Below are 20,036 nucleotides of genomic sequence, written 5' to 3' on the forward strand. Positions count from 1 at the left end.
CGCTAGCCGAGACCAGGCTTGTCCTTCGGCCGGCTGGTCACGATGGGTTTGAGCGGATGCGGGCGCAAGACCGCGCGCTCTGCCTCATCGCGATCCCGATGGCAGCATGGCGGGGACGGCATCGATGCAAACCAGCGACCACATTCTCTCGGCAATCCGGATCGAGAAGGGATTTCCGGGAACGAAGGCTCTCGACAAGGTCGATTTTCACCTGAAGCGCGGCGAGGTGCACGCGCTGCTCGGCGAAAACGGCGCCGGCAAATCGACGCTGATCAAGTGCCTGACCGGCGCCTATCGCCGCGATGGCGGCGCCATCCTCATCGACGGTGTGGAGGTCGATCCGCGCGATACGTTCGACGCCCAGAAGCTCGGCATCGGTACGGTCTATCAGGAGGTCAACCTCTTGCCGAACCTGACGGTTGCCGAGAACCTCTTTCTCGGGCGCCAGCCGCGCCGCATCGGCATGGTCGACGTCAGCGCCATGAACCGGCGGGCGCGGGAACTGCTGGCCGCCTATGAGCTCGACCTCGATGTTACTCGCGATCTTGCAAGCTACTCGGTGGCGATCCAGCAGGTTGTCGCGATCGCCCGGGCGGTCGACCTGTCCGGCAAGGTTTTGATCCTCGACGAGCCGACGGCAAGCCTCGACGCGCACGAGGTTGCGATGCTGTTTCGGATCGTCCGGCAGCTCAAGGCGCGTGGCCTTGGCATCATCTTCGTCACCCATTTTCTCGAACAGGTCTACGAGATTTCGGATCGGATCACCGTGCTCAGAAACGGGCAATTGGTTGGAACCCGCGAGACCGCCGACCTGGAGCGCCGCGAGCTGATCGCGATGATGATTGGCCGCGAGCTTGCGGCCGAGATGAATGCGCCTCGCCAGGAGGCGGCACAGGGCGCGCTGCGCTATCGCTTCCGCAACTATGGTCGCAAGGGCCACATCAATCCCTTCGATCTTGACGTGCGGGCGGGCGAGGTGGTCGGCATGGCCGGCCTGCTCGGTTCCGGGCGGACGGAAACTGCGGAACTCCTGTTCGGCGCCTGTCGGGCCGACAGCGGTCAGGCGGAAATCGATGGCCGCGCGGTCGAACTGCCGTCGCCGCGCGCCGCCATTCGCCACAGCTTCGGCTTCTGCCCGGAGGACCGCAAGATCGCCGGCATCGTCGGTGACCTCTCAGTGCGGGAAAACATCGTGCTTGCCCTGCAGGCGCGCCGCGGCTGGACCCGGCCGATCTCGCGGGCCGAGCAGAACCGGCTTGCGGACCACTACATCCGCGCGCTCGATATTCGCACGGCCGACAGGGAGAAGCCGATCAGGCTCCTGTCCGGCGGCAACCAGCAGAAGGTGATCCTCGCCCGCTGGCTCGCGACCGAGCCCGAATTCCTGATCCTGGATGAGCCGACCCGCGGCATCGATGTCGGTGCGCATGCGGAGATCGTCAAGCTCATCGAGGCGTTACGCGAGAAAGGCATGTCCTTGGTTGTCATTTCATCGGAGATCGAGGAGCTGGTCGCCTACAGCACACGCGTCATCGTCCTTCGTGATCGTGCCCATGTCGCCGAGCTGGACGGGCATAGGATCACGGCGCATCAAATCGTCGAAGCGATCGCGGCAACCAACGACAGGGGGGCGGCGTGACTGGCTTCATCCGGCTTTACGTGAACCGGCTACTGCCACAACTGATTGCGCTCGCCGTCATCATTGCTGCCGTTTCGCTGGTGTTTCCCGGGTTTCTCAACGTGGAGATCCAGAACGGTCGCCTCTACGGCAGCCTCATTGATATCCTCAACCGTGGTGCGCCCGTCGTGCTGCTGGCGATCGGCATGACCGTCGTCATCGCCACCAAGGGTATCGATCTGTCTGTCGGCGCGGTCATGGCGATCTGTGGCGCCACGGCCGCTGCGGCCATCACGTCCGGCCATTCGCTGGTTGCGACGCTATTGATCACGCTCAGCGTCGGCGTCCTCTGCGGCATCTGGAACGGTCTGCTGGTGGCCGTGCTCGATATCCAGCCGATCATCGCAACGCTGGTGTTGATGGTGGCCGGCCGCGGTATCGCCCAGCTTGTCACCGAGGGCGCGATCCTGACTTTCAACGATCCGGGCCTGATCTTCATCGGCAGCGGCTCGTTCGCCGGCCTGCCGATGCCGGTGGTGATCTGGCTGGTCTTCGGCGTCCTGGTGGCGGTGCTTGTCCGGCGCACGGCGCTCGGCATGCTGATCGAGGCGATCGGCATCAATCGCCGGGCAAGCACCCTGTCCGGAGTACTTACGCCGGTGCTGCTGGTGGCAGCCTATGTGCTTTCCGGCGTCTGCGCCGCCATCGCCGGCATCATCGCAGCCGCCGATATCCGTGGTGCGGACGCCAACAATGCCGGCCTCTGGCTGGAACTCGATGCCATTCTCGCGGTGGTGGTCGGTGGGACCTCGTTGCTCGGGGGGCGCTTCAGCATTGCCGCGTCGGTGCTCGGCGCGCTCATCATCCAGGCCATCAACACCGGCATTCTTCTCTCGGGCTTCCCGCCCGAGTTCAACCTGATCATCAAGGCGGGGATCATCGTCTTCATCCTGGTGCTGCAATCCCCGCGGTTTCGTGCTGCCTTCGCCTTCCTGATCCCGGCGCGCGGCGCGCGCAAACCGACCGAGCGAGCAGTCAAATGAAGCAGAAACATCTTCCGCTCACGGCAACGATCCTGATTTTCCTTCTGGGCTACGCGCTCTGCGTCGCCCAGTACCCGAACATGCTGTCGACGCGGGTGATCGGCAATCTCCTGACGGACAACGCCTTTCTCGGCATTGCGGCGGTCGGCATGACTTTCGTTATCCTTTCGGGTGGCATCGACCTCTCGATCGGTTCGGTCATCGCCTTCACCGGCGTTTTCCTGGCGGTCGTCCTGGAACACAGCGCGATCCACCCGCTGATCGCCTTTGCAATGGTGCTGAGCATCGCGACGCTCTTCGGGGCGCTGATGGGTGCGATCATCCACTACCTGGAAATGCCTGCCTTCATCGTGACGCTTGCGGGCATGTTTCTGGCGCGCGGCATGGCCTTTGTGCTGTCGATCGATTCCATTCCGATCAAGCATCCCTTCTACGCGACGTTGAAGGGGCTCTATTTCAAGCTGCCCGGCGGCGGGCGCATCACGCTGATCGGCGGGCTGATGCTGCTTGTCTTTGCGATCGGTATCCTGATTGCCCACCGAACCCGCTTCGGCATCAATGTCTATGCGCTGGGCGGCGGTGCTGCGACCGCCAGGCTGATGGGCGTTCCAGTGGCGGCGACCACGATCCGGATCTATGCGCTGTCGGGTCTGCTTGCCGGATTGTCGGGGATCGTCTTTTCGCTCTACACCTCGGCCGGTTATTCGCTCGCCGCCGTCGGCGTCGAACTCGACGCGATCACGGCGGTGGTCATCGGCGGAACCCTACTGACCGGTGGCTCCGGCTTCGTCGCCGGCACGCTCGTCGGTATCTTCATCCAGGGTCTTATCCAGACCTACATTACTTTCGACGGTTCGTTGTCGAGCTGGTGGACGAAGATCCTGATCGGCCTCCTGCTCTTTGCTTTCATCCTCTTGCAGAAGGGTATCATCTACGCGTCCCGTCACCGCCAGCAACGGGCGTGACGGGTCCGGGTTCGTGAGATGTGGCCCTCCTTGAAGCAGCCGCGCAAAAGGACAAGCCATCGGCTCGTCGTGGAAGAGCTCGGCCAGGCGATCGTCGGAGGGGAATTCGCCGTCGGAGATATCCTGCCCGGTGACGCCGAGCTTGCGGCACGCTTCAATGTTTCCCGCACGGTGCTGCGCGAGGCGATGAAGACGCTTGCCGCCAAGGGGCTCGTTGTCGCGCGCGCCCGCATCGGCACCCGTGTTCAACCGCGGGCAAGCTGGAACCTGTTTGATGGCGACGTGCTTGCGTGGCATTTCAGGGCCGGTGTCGACGAAGATTTCCTGCGTCATGTGAGTGAGGTTCGTCTGGCGCTCGAACCTTTTGCGGCAGGGCTCGCTGCGCGGCGCGCCACCAACGCGGACATCTCGCAGATGATGCGGCTGGCGGTCGCCATGGGCGATGCCGGACACAGCGCGCAGACGCTGGCGCGGGCCGACCTCGAATTCCACCTGCGTCTGCTCGAAGCCTCGCTCAACCCGTTCATGCAGACAGTCGGAAGCCTGATCGAAGCGGCGTTGATCGGTGTTTTCCGATTGAGCAACTCGGCAGCTGACGAAGCCGAGATCGATCGCGTTGCCGTTGCTCACATCCGCATCGTCGAAGAGATCCGGCTGCGCAACGAAGAGGGCGCGCGAAGCGCCATGGAGCACGTGATCAAAGTGGGCCAGGAGCGGCTTTTCGAGAACCTGAGGCAACGCGGCTGGCCGTAGCCCCCATCGCCCTGCGACCGTGGTGGATTTGCCAGTCGCCTTTGCGTAGGCTGCCGCGATTGGCGGACATAAGCGACGCCGCGCCTGACCGTCGGTGGCGGTCCGCTCGCGGCACCGGAGGGCGGGGGTGGCAGAACGGGATGTCCTGATTGTTGGCGCCGGACCGACCGGGCTGGTGCTCGCTCTCTGGCTCACCGCCCAAGGCGTGAGGGTGCGCATCATCGACCGGAACGCCGGCCCCGGCCCCACATCGCGGGCTATGGTGGTGCATGCCCGCACGCTTGAACTCTACCGACAGCTCGATCTGGCCGCGGCGGTGGTCGAGGCGGGACGCTGCAACCCCGCCGTCAATCTGTGGGCGAGGGGGCACGTCAGGGCGCATATAGCCTTCGCTCCGACCGGCGCGAAGCTGACGCCCTATCCGTTTGTTCTCGTCTTTCCGCAGGATCACCATGAACGCCTGCTTGCGTCCCGCCTTGAAGCCATGGGTATTGTCGTCGAGCGGCAGACCGAGCTTGTCGATTTCGATGTAGGAGCCGACCAGGTAACCGCGCGCCTTCGGCTGCCTGACGGCAGCGAGGAGCTTTGCACGACCCGGTATCTTGCCGGCTGTGATGGTGCCCGCTCGACGGTCCGTCACAGGCTGGCGATCGATTTTGAGGGTGGCACCTACGACCAGACTTTCTATGTTGCCGATGTCGAGGCGAGCGGCCCCACGGCCAACGGTGAGGCACATATATCGCTCGACACGAGCGACTTTGTCGCCCTGCTTGCCTACGCCAAGGGACGCGGCCGCTTGATCGGCCTCGTGCGGGAGGCGCGCGAGGATGCGCGGCAGCTCACTTTCGAGGATGTCAGCCATCGGGCTATCGACGGCTTGCGGCTCACCATCGACAGGGTCAACTGGTTCTCCACCTACCGCGTCCATCATCGTGTCGCCGATCGCTTCAGGCAAGGAAACGTGTTTCTGCTGGGCGACGCAGCCCATGTGCACAGCCCCGTCGGCGGGCAGGGGATGAACACCGGGATCGGCGATGCGATCAACCTTGCCTGGAAGCTCGCGGCGGTTCTGAGGGGACAGGCACCCGACAGGCTGCTCGACAGTTATGAAGAAGAGCGCATCGCTTTTGCCCGTCAGCTTGTCGCCACCACGGACCGCCTGTTCACTTTCGTGACGGCTGGAGGACGTCTCGTCGATCTCGTGCGCATTTACATTGCTCCCGCCCTGGCGGGCGTCGCCTACCGTTTCGCACGCATCAGGGAATTCCTGTTCCGCATTCTCTCGCAAACACAGCTGAATTATCGCGACGGTCGCTTGAGCCGCGGCGTCGCGGGCTCGGTTCAGGGCGGCGACCGGCTCCCCTGGGTCATGGCGGGCGAGTGGGACAATTATCAGCCGCTTTCCGCCATCACCTGGCAAGTGCATGTCTACGGCGTTGCGGATGATGGAATGAGACAATGGTGTGCGGCACGCGGACTGCCCCTCCATGTTTTCCCGTGGCTCGAGGAGCACGCGGCGGCAGGCTTGGTCAAGGGCGCCGCCTATCTCCTGCGTCCGGATACCTACGTGGCGCTTGCCGCCGAGAAACAGGCGCACGAGCTGTTCGGTGCCTACCTCGCCGATCGGCAGATCGTTCCGTCGTGAGCTTGCATCTTTCGTTCATTTCCGGTGGTCCACAACCGGATGGCCGGTCGAGCGACGCTCGCGGAGGCAGCCGGAAATGAAGAAGCCGGGAGCGGGCTGATTGGTCCCACCCCCGGCTGCATTGGTTTCGTTTCCGCTAGAACGTTGCGCGCCTTATCAGGCGCGCAAAGGTCGCCCATCAGTGTGCGGCGGGAGCCGGTTTTGTCTCGGCCGAGCCGTCGCCGCCGGATGTGCCGTCAGCCGCGTCGCTTGGCGGATGCTTCGATATGCCGACGATCTTGTGGCCGCGTTCGCGCAGCCACTGGAAAGCGACGTAGAGTGCCGGAATGACGAAGATGCCGACGACGGCGGCGGCGAGCATGCCGCCGGCGACACCGGTGCCGACCGCACGTCGGCTGAGTTCGCCTGCCCCCTTGGCAATCACCAGCGGCACCAGGCCGAGAATGAAGGCGAAGCTCGTCATCATCACGGCGCGGAAGCGGGCGCGTGCACCCTCGATCGCCGCATCGACGATGCTGGCGCCGGCCTTGCGGTGCGCCATGGCGAACTCGACGATCAGGATCGCGTTCTTGGAGGCGAGCGCAATCAAGACGACGAGCCCGATCTGGGCATAGATGTCGAAGGAGAGCCCGGCGACAAGCACAGACAAGAGAGCACCCGAGACCCCGAAGGCGACCGACAGCAGCACCGGTATGGGGATCGTCCAGCTTTCATAGAGCGCCACCAGGAAGAGGTAGGCAAAGAGCACGGCCATGGCGAGGATGGCCGTCGTCTTGCCGGCCGCTTCCAGTTCCTGCAGCGCCGTTCCGGTCCACTCGAAGCTGTATCCGGGCGGCAGGGTGGAGGCTGAAAGCGCCTCCATCGCCGCAAGCGCCTCGCCGGACGAATGGCCGGCGGACGGCTGGCCGTTCAGCGTGATCGAGCGATAGTTGTTGTAGCGCACGATCGACTGCGGTCCGAGGATGTAATCGACCTTGGCGACCGAGGCGACGGGCACCATCTCGCCGTTCACATTGCGCACGTGCAGCCGCTGGATGTCGTCGACGGCGTTTCGGTCGGCCTGGGCTGCCTGCAACGTCACCTTCCAGGTGCGGCCGAAGAGGTTGAAGTCGTTGACGTAGTAGCTGCCGAGCGTGCCTTGCAGCGTGGTGAAGAGGTCGCTGACCGAGACGCCGAGCGACTGCAGGCGGTCGCGGTCGATATCGAGATAGAGCTGCGGCGAGCTCGCCGAATAGGTGGTGAAGGTGGGACCGAGAACCGGGTTCTGGTTGGCCGCGATGATGAGGCCACCCGCCGTCGCCGAGAGATCGGCGACGGAGCGACCCTGCAGGTCGAGCAGCTGGTACTCGAAGCCCGAGCCTGTACCAAGGCCCATGATCGGCGGCAGGTTGAAGGCGAAGATCTGCGCGCCGCGGATCGCCTGGGCCTTGCCCATGGTCGTGCGGATCGCCGCTTCGACGCCTGCACTGTCGTTCAGGCGCTCTGCGAAAGGCTTCATCGTGACGATCGCGAAGGCCGAGTTCGACTTGGAGAGGCCGTCGAGGAAGGAATAGCCGGTGACGGTGATCACATTGGCAACGCCTTCGATCCCGCCAAGCATCGTCTCCACTTCCTTTACGACCGCGTCGGTGCGGTTGAAGGAGGCGCCTTCCGGCAGGCGGATTTCGGTGAAGAAGGCCCCCTGGTCTTCCGCCGGCAGGAAGCCGGTCGGAACGACACGGAAAAGGAAGCCGGTCGCCACGAATGCGACGGCCAGAAGGACGAGGCCGATGATTGCGCGGCGGGCAATGTGCCCGGCGACAAAGGCATAACCGTCGCGCCCCTTGTCGATGGTGCGCGAGATGTAGCCGAGGACGCCGCGTTTCGGTCCGTGGTGCGGCTTCAGGAGCACGCCGCAAAGGGCAGGGCTGAGCGTCAGCGCGTTGATTGCCGAGATCACCATGGAGACTGAAACGGCGACGGCGAACTGCTGGAACAGCTGGCCGCTGAGGCCCGGGATGAAGGCGACCGGTACGAAGACCGAAAGCAGCACCAGCGTAATTGCGACGATGGCGCCGGTAATCTCGCCCATGGCGCGCCGGGCGGCTTCGGCGGCGGACAGGCCCGGGTTTTCTTCCATCACCCGTTCGACGTTTTCGACGACAACGATCGCGTCGTCGACGACGATGCCGATCGCCAGCACGAGGGCCAGCAGCGACACCGTATTGAGCGAGAAGCCCATGGCCAGCAGCACCGCAAAGGTGCCGATCAGCGCCACCGGCACGGCGACGAGCGGGATCAGCGTCGCGCGCCAGTTGCCGAGGAAAAGGAACACGACGAGAATGACGAGGACGAAGGCCTCCAGCAACGTTTCCTCGACGTTGTCGACGCTCGCCTCGACGAATTGCGATGTGTCGTAGGAGATCGCGTAGGTCACCCCCGGCGGGAAGGACTTCGACAGCCGCTCCATCGCCTGCTGCACGCCTTCGGCGGCGGCGAGCGCATTGGCGCCGGGCGCCTGGTACGTGCCGATCATGGCGACGGGCTTGCCGTTGAAGCGGGCGCTGGAATCCGAGCTGGATGCGCCGAGATCGACCCGCGCGACGTCGCGGATGCGGACATAGGAGCCGTCGGGCCTTGCGCGAAGCACCACGTCCTCAAATTGCTTGGGATCGGTGAGACGTCCCTGCGTCTGCAGGTTCAATTGGAACAGCGGGTCGTCGGTCATCGGCTGAGCGCCGATGCGGCCGATGGCGGCCTGGACGTTCTGGGCCTTCAGCGCGTTGATCACGTCGGTCGGCGTCAGGTCGAGGCTGGTCATGCGGTCGACGTCGAGGACGACGCGCATCGCATAGTCCTGGGCGCCGAAAAGCTGGGCGTCGCCGACACCGGGCACGCGCTTGACCGTGTCGAGCACGTTGATGGTGGCATAGTTCGACAGGAACAGGTTGTCGAAGTTCTGCTTCTCGTCGGCGCCATAGATGGTGATCACCTGCATCAGCGCCGAGGACTTCTTGCGCACGCTGACGCCGCTTTGCTTGACCTCTGAGGGCAGGCCCGCTTCGGCCAGCGACACGCGGTTCTGCACGTTGACGGTGGCGATGTCGGGGTCGGTGCCGACGGCGAAGGTGACGGTCAGGGTGTAGGACCCGTCGGCGCCGCTGGTCGATTTCATGTAGAGCATGTCGTCGACACCGACGACCTTGCTCTCGATCGGCTGGGCGACGGTCGTTTCTACGACGTCGGCGCCGGCGCCCGGATAGCTTGCCGTGACGCTGACCTGCGGCGGCACGATGTCGGGGAATTGCGCAACCGGCAGGCGGGTGAGCGCGAGCAGACCCGCCAGCGTCAGCACGATGGAAATGACCGTGGCGAAGCGCGGGCGATCGATGAAGATCTCTGAAATCATCGGTCAGCCACCTGCTGCCGTTGCAGCATCGACGGTGATGCCCGGCCGGACCTTGCCGGCGCCTTCGGTAATGACGTTTTCGCCCTCTTTCAGACCCTTGCCGATCACGGCCTGGCCGCGGGTGTTGCGTGTCACGTCGACACGGCGAAGCTCGACCTTGGAACTGGCGTCGACCACCAGCACGAAGGCGCCCTGCTGGTCGCGCTGGATCGCCTGCTGCGGCACGGCCAAAACGTCCTGCTTGTCGGATTGTTCGAGCACGACACGAACCAGCGCGCCGTCGAGCAGAATGCTGTCCGGATTGGGAAACTCGGCGCGCACGGTCACCGTGTCGGTCCCTTGCGAGACGTTGCTGGCGATGAAGTTGATCGTGCCCTTCTGCTTGTATTCCGTGCCGTTGGGCAGCCCAAGCCCGACATTGGCGCCGCCGCTGATTTCGCCCTTCAGCACGCGCTCGCGATAGGTGAGATAGAGCGCGGTGGCGACCGGGAACTGGACGTAGATCGGGTCGAGCCGGGTGAGCGTTACGAGTGGCCCGCTGTCCGGGCCGACGAGTGCGCCGACGTCGGCGGCCGTCAAGCCGATGATACCGTCGAAGGGCGCGACGATCTTCGTGTAGGAAAGGTTGAGGTCGGCATTGTCCTTGCTTCCCTTCAGCCGCACCAGATCGCCTTCGGCCTTACGGACTTCGGCATGAGCTTCGTCGACCTTGGCCTGCGAGATCGTCTTGGTGACGAGGAGCTGTCCGGCGCGGTCGCGTTCAAGGATCGCAAGTTCCTTGGCCGCTTCGGCGGCCTCGATCTGGCCTTCGATCTCCTGGACTGCAGCGCGGTATGCACCGTCTTCGACCTGATAGAGCACCGTCCCGGCTGGAACCTTCTGCCCCTCGGTGAAGTTGACGGCCTCGAGGAAGCCGGAGACGCGAGCCCGGATGTCGACCTTCTGGATCGCCGTCACCTTGCCGGTCAGGTCGACGCTTTCACGCAGATCCATGATTGCGGCGGGCGCCACGACCACGGCCGGTGCCTGCTGCTGGGCAAAGGCGGTCTGCGCCGTGAGGCTGACTGCGAAAAGAAGGGTTGATGAAAACGAAGCGGCGAGGATTCTCATATGCGGCATGCAACGTTCCCCCTGAACGAAACAGCTTGAAATGACTTCAGCACGCCCGGTGAGGCGTCCTCAATGCGATGAAATCAGAACACGTTCTCCATGCCAAGTCACGCAATCTGTGATTGATAAGAAATGAAGCAATTAATGGCAGTGGATTTGCCGGGAACGCGTGTTTTGAAACGGAACTTGTCACAAAAGCAATGGTTTGTGTGAAACGCGTCGTCGGCGGCGCAGGGCATGGCGGTGCGAGACTTTCGCCGCTGTGGTTGCGTGCAGCGTTTGATGGAAAATCGTTTAACGTGTGGGCGCGGCAGCGGGAGCGGCGGTTTCGAGCCTGCAACCTCAGGTGATGTTGTCTGCGCGTGGGCGCCAAATAAAACAGGTCCCGGCTGGTGCCGGGACCTTTCGTTCGTGTCGGTGAGCCGAGCCGATTTCTCAGACGAGATCGAAACGGTCGGCGTTCATCACCTTGTTCCATGCCGCAACGAAGTCGCGCACGAACTTCGTCTTCGAGTCCGTCTGTCCGTAGACCTCGGCAATGGCGCGAAGCTGCGAATTCGAGCCGAAGACGAGGTCGATGCGGGTTGCCGTCGCCTTGCTTTCTCCGGTCTTGCGGTCCGTCCCTTCGAAGACGTCCTTTGCATCGGACGTCGCCTTCCAGGCCGTGCTCATGTCGAGCAGCTTGACGAAGAAATCGTTGCTGAGCGTTTCGGGGCGATCGGTGAAGACGCCGTGCTTGGACGCGCCATAGTTGGCGCCCAGCACGCGCAGACCTCCGACGAGGACCGTCATTTCCGGTGCCGTCAGCGTCAGCAGCTGCGCCTTGTCGATCAGCAGCTCTTCCGGAGAAACCGAGTACTGGCCCCTCTGGTAGTTGCGGAAACCGTCGGCGATCGGCTCGAGAACGGCAAAGGACTCGATATCCGTCTGCTCCTGCGTGGCGTCCGTACGGCCCGGCGCGAACGGCACCTCGACGTCGTGGCCGGCAGCTCTCGCCGCCTTTTCAATTGCCGCCGCGCCGCCGAGAACGATCAGGTCGGCGAGCGATACCTGCTTGCCGCCGGACTGGGCGCCATTGAAGGCCTGCTGGATGCCTTCGAGCGTTTCCAGGACCCGGGCGAGCACAGCCGGCTGGTTGACCTCCCAGTCCTTCTGCGGAGCAAGACGGATGCGCGCGCCGTTGGCGCCGCCGCGCTTGTCGGAGCCGCGGAAGGTGGACGCAGATGCCCAGGCGGTCAAGACCAGCTCGGAGACCGAAAGACCCGAAGCGAGGATCTTCGCCTTGAGGCCGGCGATGTCGGCAGCGTCGACGAGCGGATGAGCGACAGCCGGTACCGGGTCCTGCCAGATCAGGTCTTCCGCCGGCACTTCCGGGCCGAGGTAGCGGGCGCGCGGGCCCATGTCGCGATGGGTCAGCTTGTACCAGGCGCGGGCAAAGGCGTCGGCGAAGGCGTCCGGGTTCTCGTAGAAGTGCCGCGCGATCTTCTCGTAGGCCGGGTCGACGCGCAGCGCGAGGTCCGTCGTCAGCATCGAGGGTGCGTGACGCTTCGACTTGTCATGCGCGTCCGGCACGGTATTGGCACCCATGCCATGCTTCGGCGTCCACTGATGTGCGCCGGCCGGGCTCTTCGTCAGTTCCCACTCGTAGCCGAACAGGTTCCAGAAGAAGTTGTTGCTCCACTTGGTCGGCGTCGTCGTCCAGGTCACTTCAAGGCCGCTGCTGATGGTATCGCCGCCACGGCCGCTGCCGTAGGTGTTCGCCCAGCCGAGGCCCTGTTCCTCGATGCCGGCAGCTTCCGGCTCGCGGCCGACATTGGAAGCGTCGCCGGCGCCATGGGTCTTGCCGAACGTGTGACCGCCGGCGATCAGGGCCACGGTTTCCTCGTCGTTCATGGCCATGCGTGCGAAGGTTTCGCGGATGTCGCGTGCGGCGGCGAGCGGATCCGGATTGCCGTTCGGGCCTTCCGGGTTCACGTAGATGAGGCCCATCTGCACGGCAGCCAGCGGATTTTCGAGGTCGCGGTCGCCCGAGTAGCGCTTGTCGTCGAGCCAGGTCTTCTCTGTGCCCCAGTAGATGTCTTCCTCCGGTTCCCAGACATCGGGACGGCCACCGGCGAAACCGAAGGTCTTGAAGCCCATCGATTCCAGCGCGACGTTGCCGGTCAGGATCATCAGGTCGGCCCAGGAAATGCTGTTGCCGTATTTCTGCTTGATCGGCCACAGGAGCCGGCGCGCCTTGTCGAGATTGACGTTGTCCGGCCAGCTGTTGAGCGGCGCGAAACGCTGCTGCCCGGCACCGGCGCCGCCACGGCCGTCGCCGGTGCGGTAGGTGCCGGCGCTGTGCCAGGCCATGCGAATGAAGAGCGGGCCGTAATGGCCGAAGTCGGCCGGCCACCAGTCCTGCGTATCGGTCATCAGCGCCGTGAGGTCATTCTTCAGCGCCTGCAGGTCAAGCTTGCCAAACTCCTCGGCATAATTGAACGTCTCGCCCATCGGGTCGGAGAGCGCCGAATTCTGGTGAAGGATCTTCAGGTTGAGCTGGTTCGGCCACCAGTCCCGGTTCGAGGTGCCTACGGATTGAGCGCTCGTCTGAGCTCCGTGCATGACGGGACATTTGCCCGTTTTCTCGGCTTTCGCGTCCATTTTCATCTCCCTTTGGATGACGTGAATTGTGCGGTCAGAGGAAAAACAGGTGCCGCAGGCCGGCATTCTGGCCGGCCCGGAATGCGGCGCTTCGTGTGCCGTCGCTGGATCTCGTTCCGCGAAGCGGTCTCGCCACTGGCTGCGTCTCCCTCTTTGGTTCGCGGACTCTAGCAAAGCGGATTGATTAATTTAAGTTGGATTTCCTGATTGGCGCGATAAGGAAATCCTATTGCTAATATTTTGCGCAGACGGCTCGCAGGGTGATGCTTGCAGTCGTTTTGTACATCCTTGATGACAGGAGGGCTGCGGCATGCGGCTGCAGCCCACGGAAGATATTGGTGCACAGCACACCCGCCAAACTTGCGGACGGCGGCACTTAAGTTTAGTCACACGCGCAAAGACTCACTTTCCATTTTTCACGTGGTGAAAGGACCGAAATCGTGGCGCAGACAGAAACGAGCAGCGGCAACGGCCGTCGCAAGGCTCTTTGGGCTGCCGTGGCAGTGATCGCAATTGCGGCGACCGGTGTCATCGGCGGCAAGTTCATGCTCGAGAGGGCAGTCGGAACGTTCATCACCGAGCGCGGCGGCAAGGCCGGGTCCGTCGAGGCCGACTTCCTCGGGCGCATTCATCTGCGCGACGTCACGCTGCCTTTCGCCAACGGCGCCACTGCGCGCATCGCCGCGATCGACGGACGTCCCAAGATCTTTTCGCTCAGCGGCAAGCTCGACGTGCAGGGCCTGGAACTTGATCTGAAGGCGGCCAAGCTTTCCGTGCCGCAGGCGACAATCGACCAGCCGGACTTCTTCTCAGCCGGCGACTTGTCTGCAAGCGGCGACCAAGCCGATCTGTTGAAGCGTATCGAACGGTTCGCGGCGCAGAAGGTGTCGGCGGCTGAAGTCAGCGTTACGCAAAACGTTGCCGGTTCCGAACAGAAGACTGTCTATAAGGACGTCGCGCTGGAAGACATCGCCGGCGGTCGGGTCGCGCGCTACTCGGCAAGCGGTGCGACATTCACGTTCGCCATGGATGTTCCGGATGGCGAAGGCGCAACGAAACGCGAGAAGACGGACGGCACGATGGGTGCCGTGACCGGTGAGACCTTTGACGTGGCCTACATGGCCCGCATCTACACGCAAAAGGCCGGTCCCGAAGACAAGGAGCCGAAGCCGCTCTACGGTCCGATCTCGGTGAAAAACCTTTCCTTCTCCGACAGCAAGTCGCGTTTCGGTTATGACGAAGTGCGTAGCAGCGGTCTCAGCGTCCGCATGCCGGCCGACCCGCTTCTTGAAACGCTCGAGAAGCTTCAATCGGTCAGCGACCCGGAAGCCCTGCCCCCGGAGGAGCGCCAGACGTTTTTCAAGCGCATCCTTTCGCTTGCCGACATGCTCGGCAAGGGCGACATCGAGATGCTTGGCCTGAAGATGGACGTTCCGCAGAAGGACGGCGAAGCAGGCAAGACCGTCAAGCTCGCTCTCGACAAGATGGTGCTCCAGCTCGATGGCCGAACCTTTGATGGCGCCATCTATGGGGCGTCCGCCGGTGAAGGCGACGACTACTTCAAGTTCGCCGAAGCGAGCATCAAGGGCTTTTCCTGGGCGCCGACAATGGAGGCGCTGACAAAGCTGGCGGGACTGAAGGAGGAGGAATTCGAAACCTTCCCTTACACCACGCTGATGCCTGAGTTCGGCACGATCCGGGTTGCGGGGTTGGCCGTGGATATGCCCGGCAGCGACCCGTCAGCTCTGACGGACGGGGAAACCAGCGAAGAAGACGCGAGCGCCAGCGAGGCCGAACCGCCGGTCGGCGCCGAACCGGCGCCGGATGCAGAAGCCGAGGCCGAGGTTCAGGGCGAAACCGCGACCGAAGCGCCGCCCGTCGAGACGGCCGTGCCGAGCGTCCCGGAGCGTGTCCGGTTCACGCTCGACACGTATGAGGTCGCGCTGAACAAGCCGCGCAACGGCATCCCGACGGACGTGCGGGTCAGCTACCGGGATTTGAGCATGCCAATCCCGGCGGACGCTGCGGACGAAAGCTTCAAGGCGCTGCGCAAGATTGGTCTCGACACGTTGTCCTTCTCCGCCAATGTCGAACTTGCCTGGGATGAGCCGAGCGAGAACCTCGTCGTCAAGGATATCTCCTTGAGCGGCAAGGATCTCGGTAGCTTCGCTCTTTCCGGACTGCTCGGCGGAGCCAGCAAGGACTTCTTCTCCGGGGACCTGAACGCGGCGCAGATGGCGCTCTTCGGCCTCACCGCCCGCGAGGTGAAGCTCAAGATCGATGACAAGGGCATGATGGAGAAGGGCATCAAGTTCTACGCCGAGGAAAACCACATGACCGAGGAGAGCGTTCGCGGTCTCCTCCTGTTGATGACGAGCGCGGGTGTGCAGCATCTTGCTGCCACGCAGCCGAAACTGCAGGACGCGGCAACTGCCGTGACGCAGTTCATCGGCAAGCCTGGCACCTTCACGCTGACGGTCAAGTCCAAGGAGGACGCGGGCGTTGGCGCGTTGGAACTGATCGGCGCTGCCGAGAACCCGGCGCTTCTTCTCGACAAGGTCGATCTCGAAGCCTCGGCTCAATAAAAAGCGGCGGCGGACCCGGTCAGATGATCGGGTCCGCCGCAAGTCGTCGAGCACCGGCCAAAAGCACCATCCGGCCGCTGCGCCGGAAAAGGACGGGACGTTGCCGTTCTTCCTGGACGACACGCCGCGGCCGGGGAGGTTTGCGACAGATCGGCGTTGTTTGCGGCCAAATGTGAGCAATCGGTACAAGACATTGCAACCCGCTCGCGGCATGTTGTCTGCGCAACGATTCCGGATCCCTTCACGAGAGCCCAGGCGGTCGTTCGCGTATCGGTGTGGCGCATGCGCAAAAGCGAACTCCATCGCCCGGAGGCGAGGGTAGATAGACAATGACAGTGGCAAACGGTGTTGGAGCCTGTTTCGGCGAGCCGGACGCCTCCGTTCTCGTGACGCATCCCGTCCGCGACGCCCGGTTTTCGGTCACACGCCTTCGTTGCCGTCTGGACGGTGAGCTGGGGCGTCTCGTTCGGCTGCCTGCGGACGACTCCTATTTTTTGATGCTCTACTTCAAAGACGTCATGCACTGCGATGTAACGGATGATGGCTGCGACGGCGACATCCAGCGTTACAGGCAGGGATCAATCTGTCTCGTCGATCTGGCGCACGGCGCCAACGTGCGGCTCGTCAGCGATCTCGACGCGCTCGGGTTCCATTTGCCGCGAAGGCTGTTTCGCGAAGTGTCCGAGTTTGCGCTCGCTCCAAGCCTGACCGGCCTTCGCTGCCTGCGCGGCGAGATCGACGATGTCATGCTGAACCTCGCGCAGGCGCTGCTACCGTTGTTTGGCGAGGACGACAATGGTCCCGGCCCCGTTCTCCCGCATATTGCGATCGCCATCTGCGCGCATTTGCTGCACTCCTATCCGGAGCGGGCAGGGGCCAGCGACGCCGGTCTTTCGATATGGCAGGAGAAGGCGGTCAAGGATTTCATGATCGACCACTGGACGGAGGATTTCTCGCTTGCCGAAACAGCGGCAGCAACGCATCTGACCGAAGACGATCTAGCCGCCGGTTTCGTGTCCGTGACCGGGCAGGCGCCGGAGCAATGGTTGTTGCGCTACCGCATCGGCCGGGCAAAACACTATCTGACGGGAGGTGGCGAGCCACTCGCCACAATCGCAGCGCGCTGCGGCTTTGCCGACGAGGCGCACTTTACCGAAGCATTTCGCACGGTGACCGGTGTGTCGCCCTCGGCCTGGCGCGCACGTTGGCTGCAGTAGCAATGTCCGGCATCATACGAAAAGCGGTGTCGGCGCTCTGGCAAATTGTCGCTATAGTGCGCCGGCCAAGCCGCTGCTACATCCGTTGCGGGCAGCGGCCAGTCGCGCTGGAAATCGGGAGGTGCTGACCGATGGCCTTGCATGAAGCAATGAAAGACGAGCGTGCGCCAAGGCCCACGGTCAAGTCGATCTCGGCCGGGCAAATCACTGTCACGCGAACCTGTTCCGATCGCTTCGATCTGCAGCTGGCGCCAGCCATTCCCGTTGCCGAGGCCTTCAACGTCATCGTCCAGATGCGTGATTTCGATGCGCATCGCTTGTGGCGGCGCGGTGAGCTCGTGTTCGAGGGCGGTCACCCCAAGGCGTCGATCGCGATCACCGATCTGCGCGATCAATGGCAGTGCCACCATCTTTCCCCCTTCGACAATGTCCGCTTCCACATCCCCTTCGCCAGCATGCGCGCGTTTGCGGAGCAGGCGGGACGCGGCGAGTACGTGTCGCTTGCGCCGGTGCAGGGGCGCGCGGATCCGGTCATGTTCGGTCTTGCGCAGGCGCTGCTGCCGTCGCTCGACGAACCCGCTCGCGCCAACCCGCTCTTCGTCGAGCAGATCAGTCTGGCGGCGCTCGCGCATCTCAGCCAGACCTACGGCGGTTTGCACTTTCCGGTCGACAAGAAAGGAACGTTAGCGCCCTGGCAGGAAAGGTTGGCGACGGAGTTTCTCGTCGCGCATTTCAACACGCCGTTTTCGGTGGGCGATCTCGCAACGCAGTGCGAGCTTTCGCGCAGCTATTTCAACAAGGCCTTCAAGGAAAGCTTCGGATGCACGCCTTCCAGATGGCTGACCGAGTACCGCGTTGCGCGCGTCAAGGAATGTCTGGGTGAGGACGCCCCCCTCGCCGAGATCGCAATCCAGTGTGGTTTTGCCGACCAGAGCCACATGACCCGCGTCTTCACCGGCGCGGTCGGCGAGACACCGGCGCGCTACCGTAAAAAGAAGCGGCCGATTTCGGTGGCCGCGTATCGGGCTGGGGATTAGCGGACAAAGAGGGCGCGCCCTCACGCAAATTGTTCAAAACGCATGACATCCGTGCAAGAACCAAGATGTCGAACAGGACGATTATCCGTGTTTTCTTGGGATGAAATGCTGTGCTTGAGATGGACTGGATGGAGGCCTATCACCCGAACTGCGACCGGCGTGTCGATCTTGTTCCGAGCCGGTGCCTTGTGGTGTCGCGGTCGGCACCAGCGGCGTGCGATTGGCGGGTTGAGGAGAGAAGGCATTGAGCGGGCCGTCCGTTAACCCATCTGGCGCGCCTCCGCGTGACAGCCTTGGTTGTTCGCTCGACAGGCTCGACGATAACCGGACGATCGAAGGTCGCGACCTGGTGTTTCACCGCAAGCGATCCGCCGCGGGCCCTCCTGGAAGGGTAGCCACGCCGGCCAACGGTCGCGGTTATCTGATCGGCCTTTCGCTTTCAGGCGGGCACAGGCGCCGTGTCTTCCAGGAACACCATTGCGCCGTCCAGGAGTTTGAACAAAACGCCATCTACGTCCGGAACTTCGGCGACGACTACAAGGCCGATTTGAGCGGCACGTTTGACTTTGCTCTGCTGGAGATCGGCGCGGGCGCGCTCGACCGTATCGCGGACGCGGGGGATCTCGCCGGTGTCAGCGAACTACGCCCGTTGGCCGGTTCGCCGGACCCGGTGCTCGGCGGCCTGCTCGGTGCCCTGTTTGCGAGTGTGGACGGTAGTATGGATCGAAGCGCGCTGTTCGTCGATCAACTCTCCGTGGCGATTGGCGTCCATGTGGTGCGGCAATACGGCAACGGCCGTGCCGAGAGTGCCGTCGGCGGCAGGCGATTGTCGCAGCGCTCCCAGGCACGGATCCGCGATCTGGTGCAGAGCCGCCTTGACGGCGAGCTCACCGTCGAGGAACTGGCAGGCGCCTGTAACCTGTCCCAGGCGACCTTCCTGCGCGCTTTCCGGGAAACGATGGGGAGCACGCCTTATCGCTGGCTGCTGCAGCAGCGGATCGAGAAGGCCAAGCATTTCCTGCATTTTTCTCAGGCATCGCTCAGCGAGATCGCCACGACCTGTGGCTTTTCGGATCAAAGCCATTTCACGCGGGCCTTCGTGCAGGCGGTTGGCACGACGCCGCGCCAATGGCGCCGCAGCCAATAGCAAACGGCCGGCCGGTGGCCTGTCATCTTGCGGCGACCTGGGCACGTCAACGCGCGAAAGCGGCCTGAGCCGTTCTGCGGCGTGGCGAGCGGAATTTTCAAAAATCCACCTTTGGCGACAAGAACGCGACGTCTATCGGCGGCATAATTCACGCTCTCCGAACGGAGCTCCGTTTTCAACAGAAAGAGGTCACGACCATGTCCGCGACAGCGACCCCCGGTAGACTGCTCGTCTCGCCCAAGGATCACACCCTGATCATGATCGACTTCCAGTCGCAGATGTCGTTTGCGACCAAGTCGATCGACGCGGTTCTTCTGCGCAACAATGCAGCGCTGGTCGCCCACGCCGCCGCCGGATTCGGCGTCTCGACGATCCTGACGACCGTCGCCGAGAAGACCTTCTCCGGCCCGATGTTCGAGGAAATCACCGGGGCCTTCCCGGGCCAGAAGCTGCTCGACCGCACCTCGATGAACACCTGGGAAGACGCCGCCGTCATCGAAGAGGTCAATCGCATCGGCAAGAAGCGCCTGGTCATGTGTGGTCTGTGGACTTCGGTATGCATCGTCGGCCCGACGCTGTCGGCGCTCGACCAGGGCTTCGAGGTTTATGTCATCGCGGACGCCTGCGGCGACGTTTCCGACGAGGCGCACGAGCGCGCCATGGATCGCATGGTGCAGGCCGGTGTCCGGCCGATGACCGCGCTGCAATACATGCTCGAGTTGCAACGAGACTGGGCCCGCACCGAGACCTACGACATGACCACCGGAATCGCCAAGAAGTTCGGCGGCGCCTACGGCCTCGGCATCATCTATGCCAAGTCGATGTTCGGCGCCTCCGAAGGCCACTGACGCCGGCCCTCCCAAAAGAGCGCTCCGGTCGCTGGCG

At 63.4% G+C, this 20,036-nt stretch carries 13 protein-coding genes; 10 read left to right on the forward strand and 3 right to left on the reverse strand.

Annotated elements, in window-relative coordinates; genetic code table 11:
- Window positions 1-124: 124 nt before the first annotated feature.
- The 5 genes from ytfR to VGO04_RS22865 all read left to right on the forward strand — a co-directional run bounded on the left by ytfR (window position 125) and on the right by VGO04_RS22865 (window position 6,024).
- Window positions 125-1,639: a galactofuranose ABC transporter, ATP-binding protein YtfR gene (ytfR, locus tag VGO04_RS22845; protein ID WP_327498237.1), complete on the forward strand. Its 1,515-nt coding sequence runs from the start codon at window positions 125-127 to the stop codon at window positions 1,637-1,639.
- Complete coding sequence (locus VGO04_RS22850; RefSeq protein ID WP_327498238.1) at window positions 1,636-2,661, forward strand: ABC transporter permease; 1,026 nt, start codon at window positions 1,636-1,638, stop codon at window positions 2,659-2,661. The genes ytfR and VGO04_RS22850 overlap by 4 nt, the downstream gene beginning before the upstream one ends.
- A complete protein-coding gene (yjfF, locus tag VGO04_RS22855) occupies window positions 2,658-3,626 on the forward strand; it encodes a galactofuranose ABC transporter, permease protein YjfF (RefSeq protein WP_327498239.1) in 969 nt (322 codons plus the stop codon). Before VGO04_RS22850 ends, yjfF begins: the two co-directional genes overlap by 4 nt.
- Window positions 3,627-3,656: 30 nt before the next feature.
- Entirely contained in the window at window positions 3,657-4,379 is a 723-nt protein-coding gene (locus tag VGO04_RS22860; RefSeq protein WP_327498240.1) for a FadR/GntR family transcriptional regulator, read from the forward strand.
- 127 nt (window positions 4,380-4,506) lie between these two features.
- Window positions 4,507-6,024 carry an FAD-dependent monooxygenase gene (locus tag VGO04_RS22865; RefSeq protein ID WP_327498241.1) on the forward strand — a complete coding sequence of 506 codons (1,518 nt, stop codon included), beginning with the start codon at window positions 4,507-4,509 and terminating at the stop codon, window positions 6,022-6,024.
- A gap of 178 nt (window positions 6,025-6,202) precedes the next feature.
- On the opposite strand, the gene VGO04_RS22870 is transcribed toward VGO04_RS22865, so the two are convergent.
- The 3 genes from VGO04_RS22870 to katG all read right to left on the reverse strand — a co-directional run bounded on the left by VGO04_RS22870 (window position 6,203) and on the right by katG (window position 13,165).
- Window positions 6,203-9,412, reverse strand: a complete 3,210-nt coding sequence (locus VGO04_RS22870) for a multidrug efflux RND transporter permease subunit (protein WP_327498242.1) — start codon at window positions 9,410-9,412, stop codon at window positions 6,203-6,205.
- 3 nt (window positions 9,413-9,415) lie between these two features.
- On the reverse strand, window positions 9,416-10,531 hold the full coding sequence (locus tag VGO04_RS22875; protein ID WP_327498243.1) for an efflux RND transporter periplasmic adaptor subunit: 1,116 nt from the start codon (window positions 10,529-10,531) through the stop codon (window positions 9,416-9,418).
- Window positions 10,532-10,957: 426 nt separating this feature from the next.
- The gene (gene katG, locus VGO04_RS22880; protein WP_327498244.1) at window positions 10,958-13,165 is read right to left on the reverse strand and encodes a catalase/peroxidase HPI; all 2,208 of its coding nucleotides are present in this window, start codon (window positions 13,163-13,165) and stop codon (window positions 10,958-10,960) included.
- A gap of 440 nt (window positions 13,166-13,605) precedes the next feature.
- Between katG and VGO04_RS22885 the strand changes: the two genes are divergently transcribed.
- The 5 genes from VGO04_RS22885 (at window position 13,606) to VGO04_RS22905 (ending at window position 19,999) form a co-directional block, all read left to right on the forward strand.
- Complete coding sequence (locus tag VGO04_RS22885) at window positions 13,606-15,750, forward strand: hypothetical protein (RefSeq protein ID WP_327498245.1); 2,145 nt, start codon at window positions 13,606-13,608, stop codon at window positions 15,748-15,750.
- 329 nt (window positions 15,751-16,079) lie between these two features.
- Window positions 16,080-16,967, forward strand: coding sequence for a helix-turn-helix domain-containing protein (locus VGO04_RS22890; RefSeq protein ID WP_327498246.1), 888 nt, complete (start codon window positions 16,080-16,082; stop codon window positions 16,965-16,967).
- A 131-nt stretch (window positions 16,968-17,098) separates the two neighbouring features.
- The gene (locus tag VGO04_RS22895; RefSeq protein ID WP_327498247.1) at window positions 17,099-18,004 is read left to right on the forward strand and encodes an AraC family transcriptional regulator; all 906 of its coding nucleotides are present in this window, start codon (window positions 17,099-17,101) and stop codon (window positions 18,002-18,004) included.
- Window positions 18,005-18,248: 244 nt separating this feature from the next.
- Window positions 18,249-19,151: an AraC family transcriptional regulator gene (locus VGO04_RS22900; RefSeq protein WP_327498248.1), complete on the forward strand. Its 903-nt coding sequence runs from the start codon at window positions 18,249-18,251 to the stop codon at window positions 19,149-19,151.
- A 197-nt stretch (window positions 19,152-19,348) separates the two neighbouring features.
- On the forward strand, window positions 19,349-19,999 hold the full coding sequence (locus tag VGO04_RS22905; protein ID WP_327498249.1) for a hydrolase: 651 nt from the start codon (window positions 19,349-19,351) through the stop codon (window positions 19,997-19,999).
- Window positions 20,000-20,036 lie beyond the last annotated feature (37 nt).

The organism is Ensifer sp. (genome assembly GCF_035999185.1).
GTDB lineage: Bacteria > Pseudomonadota > Alphaproteobacteria > Rhizobiales > Rhizobiaceae > Ensifer.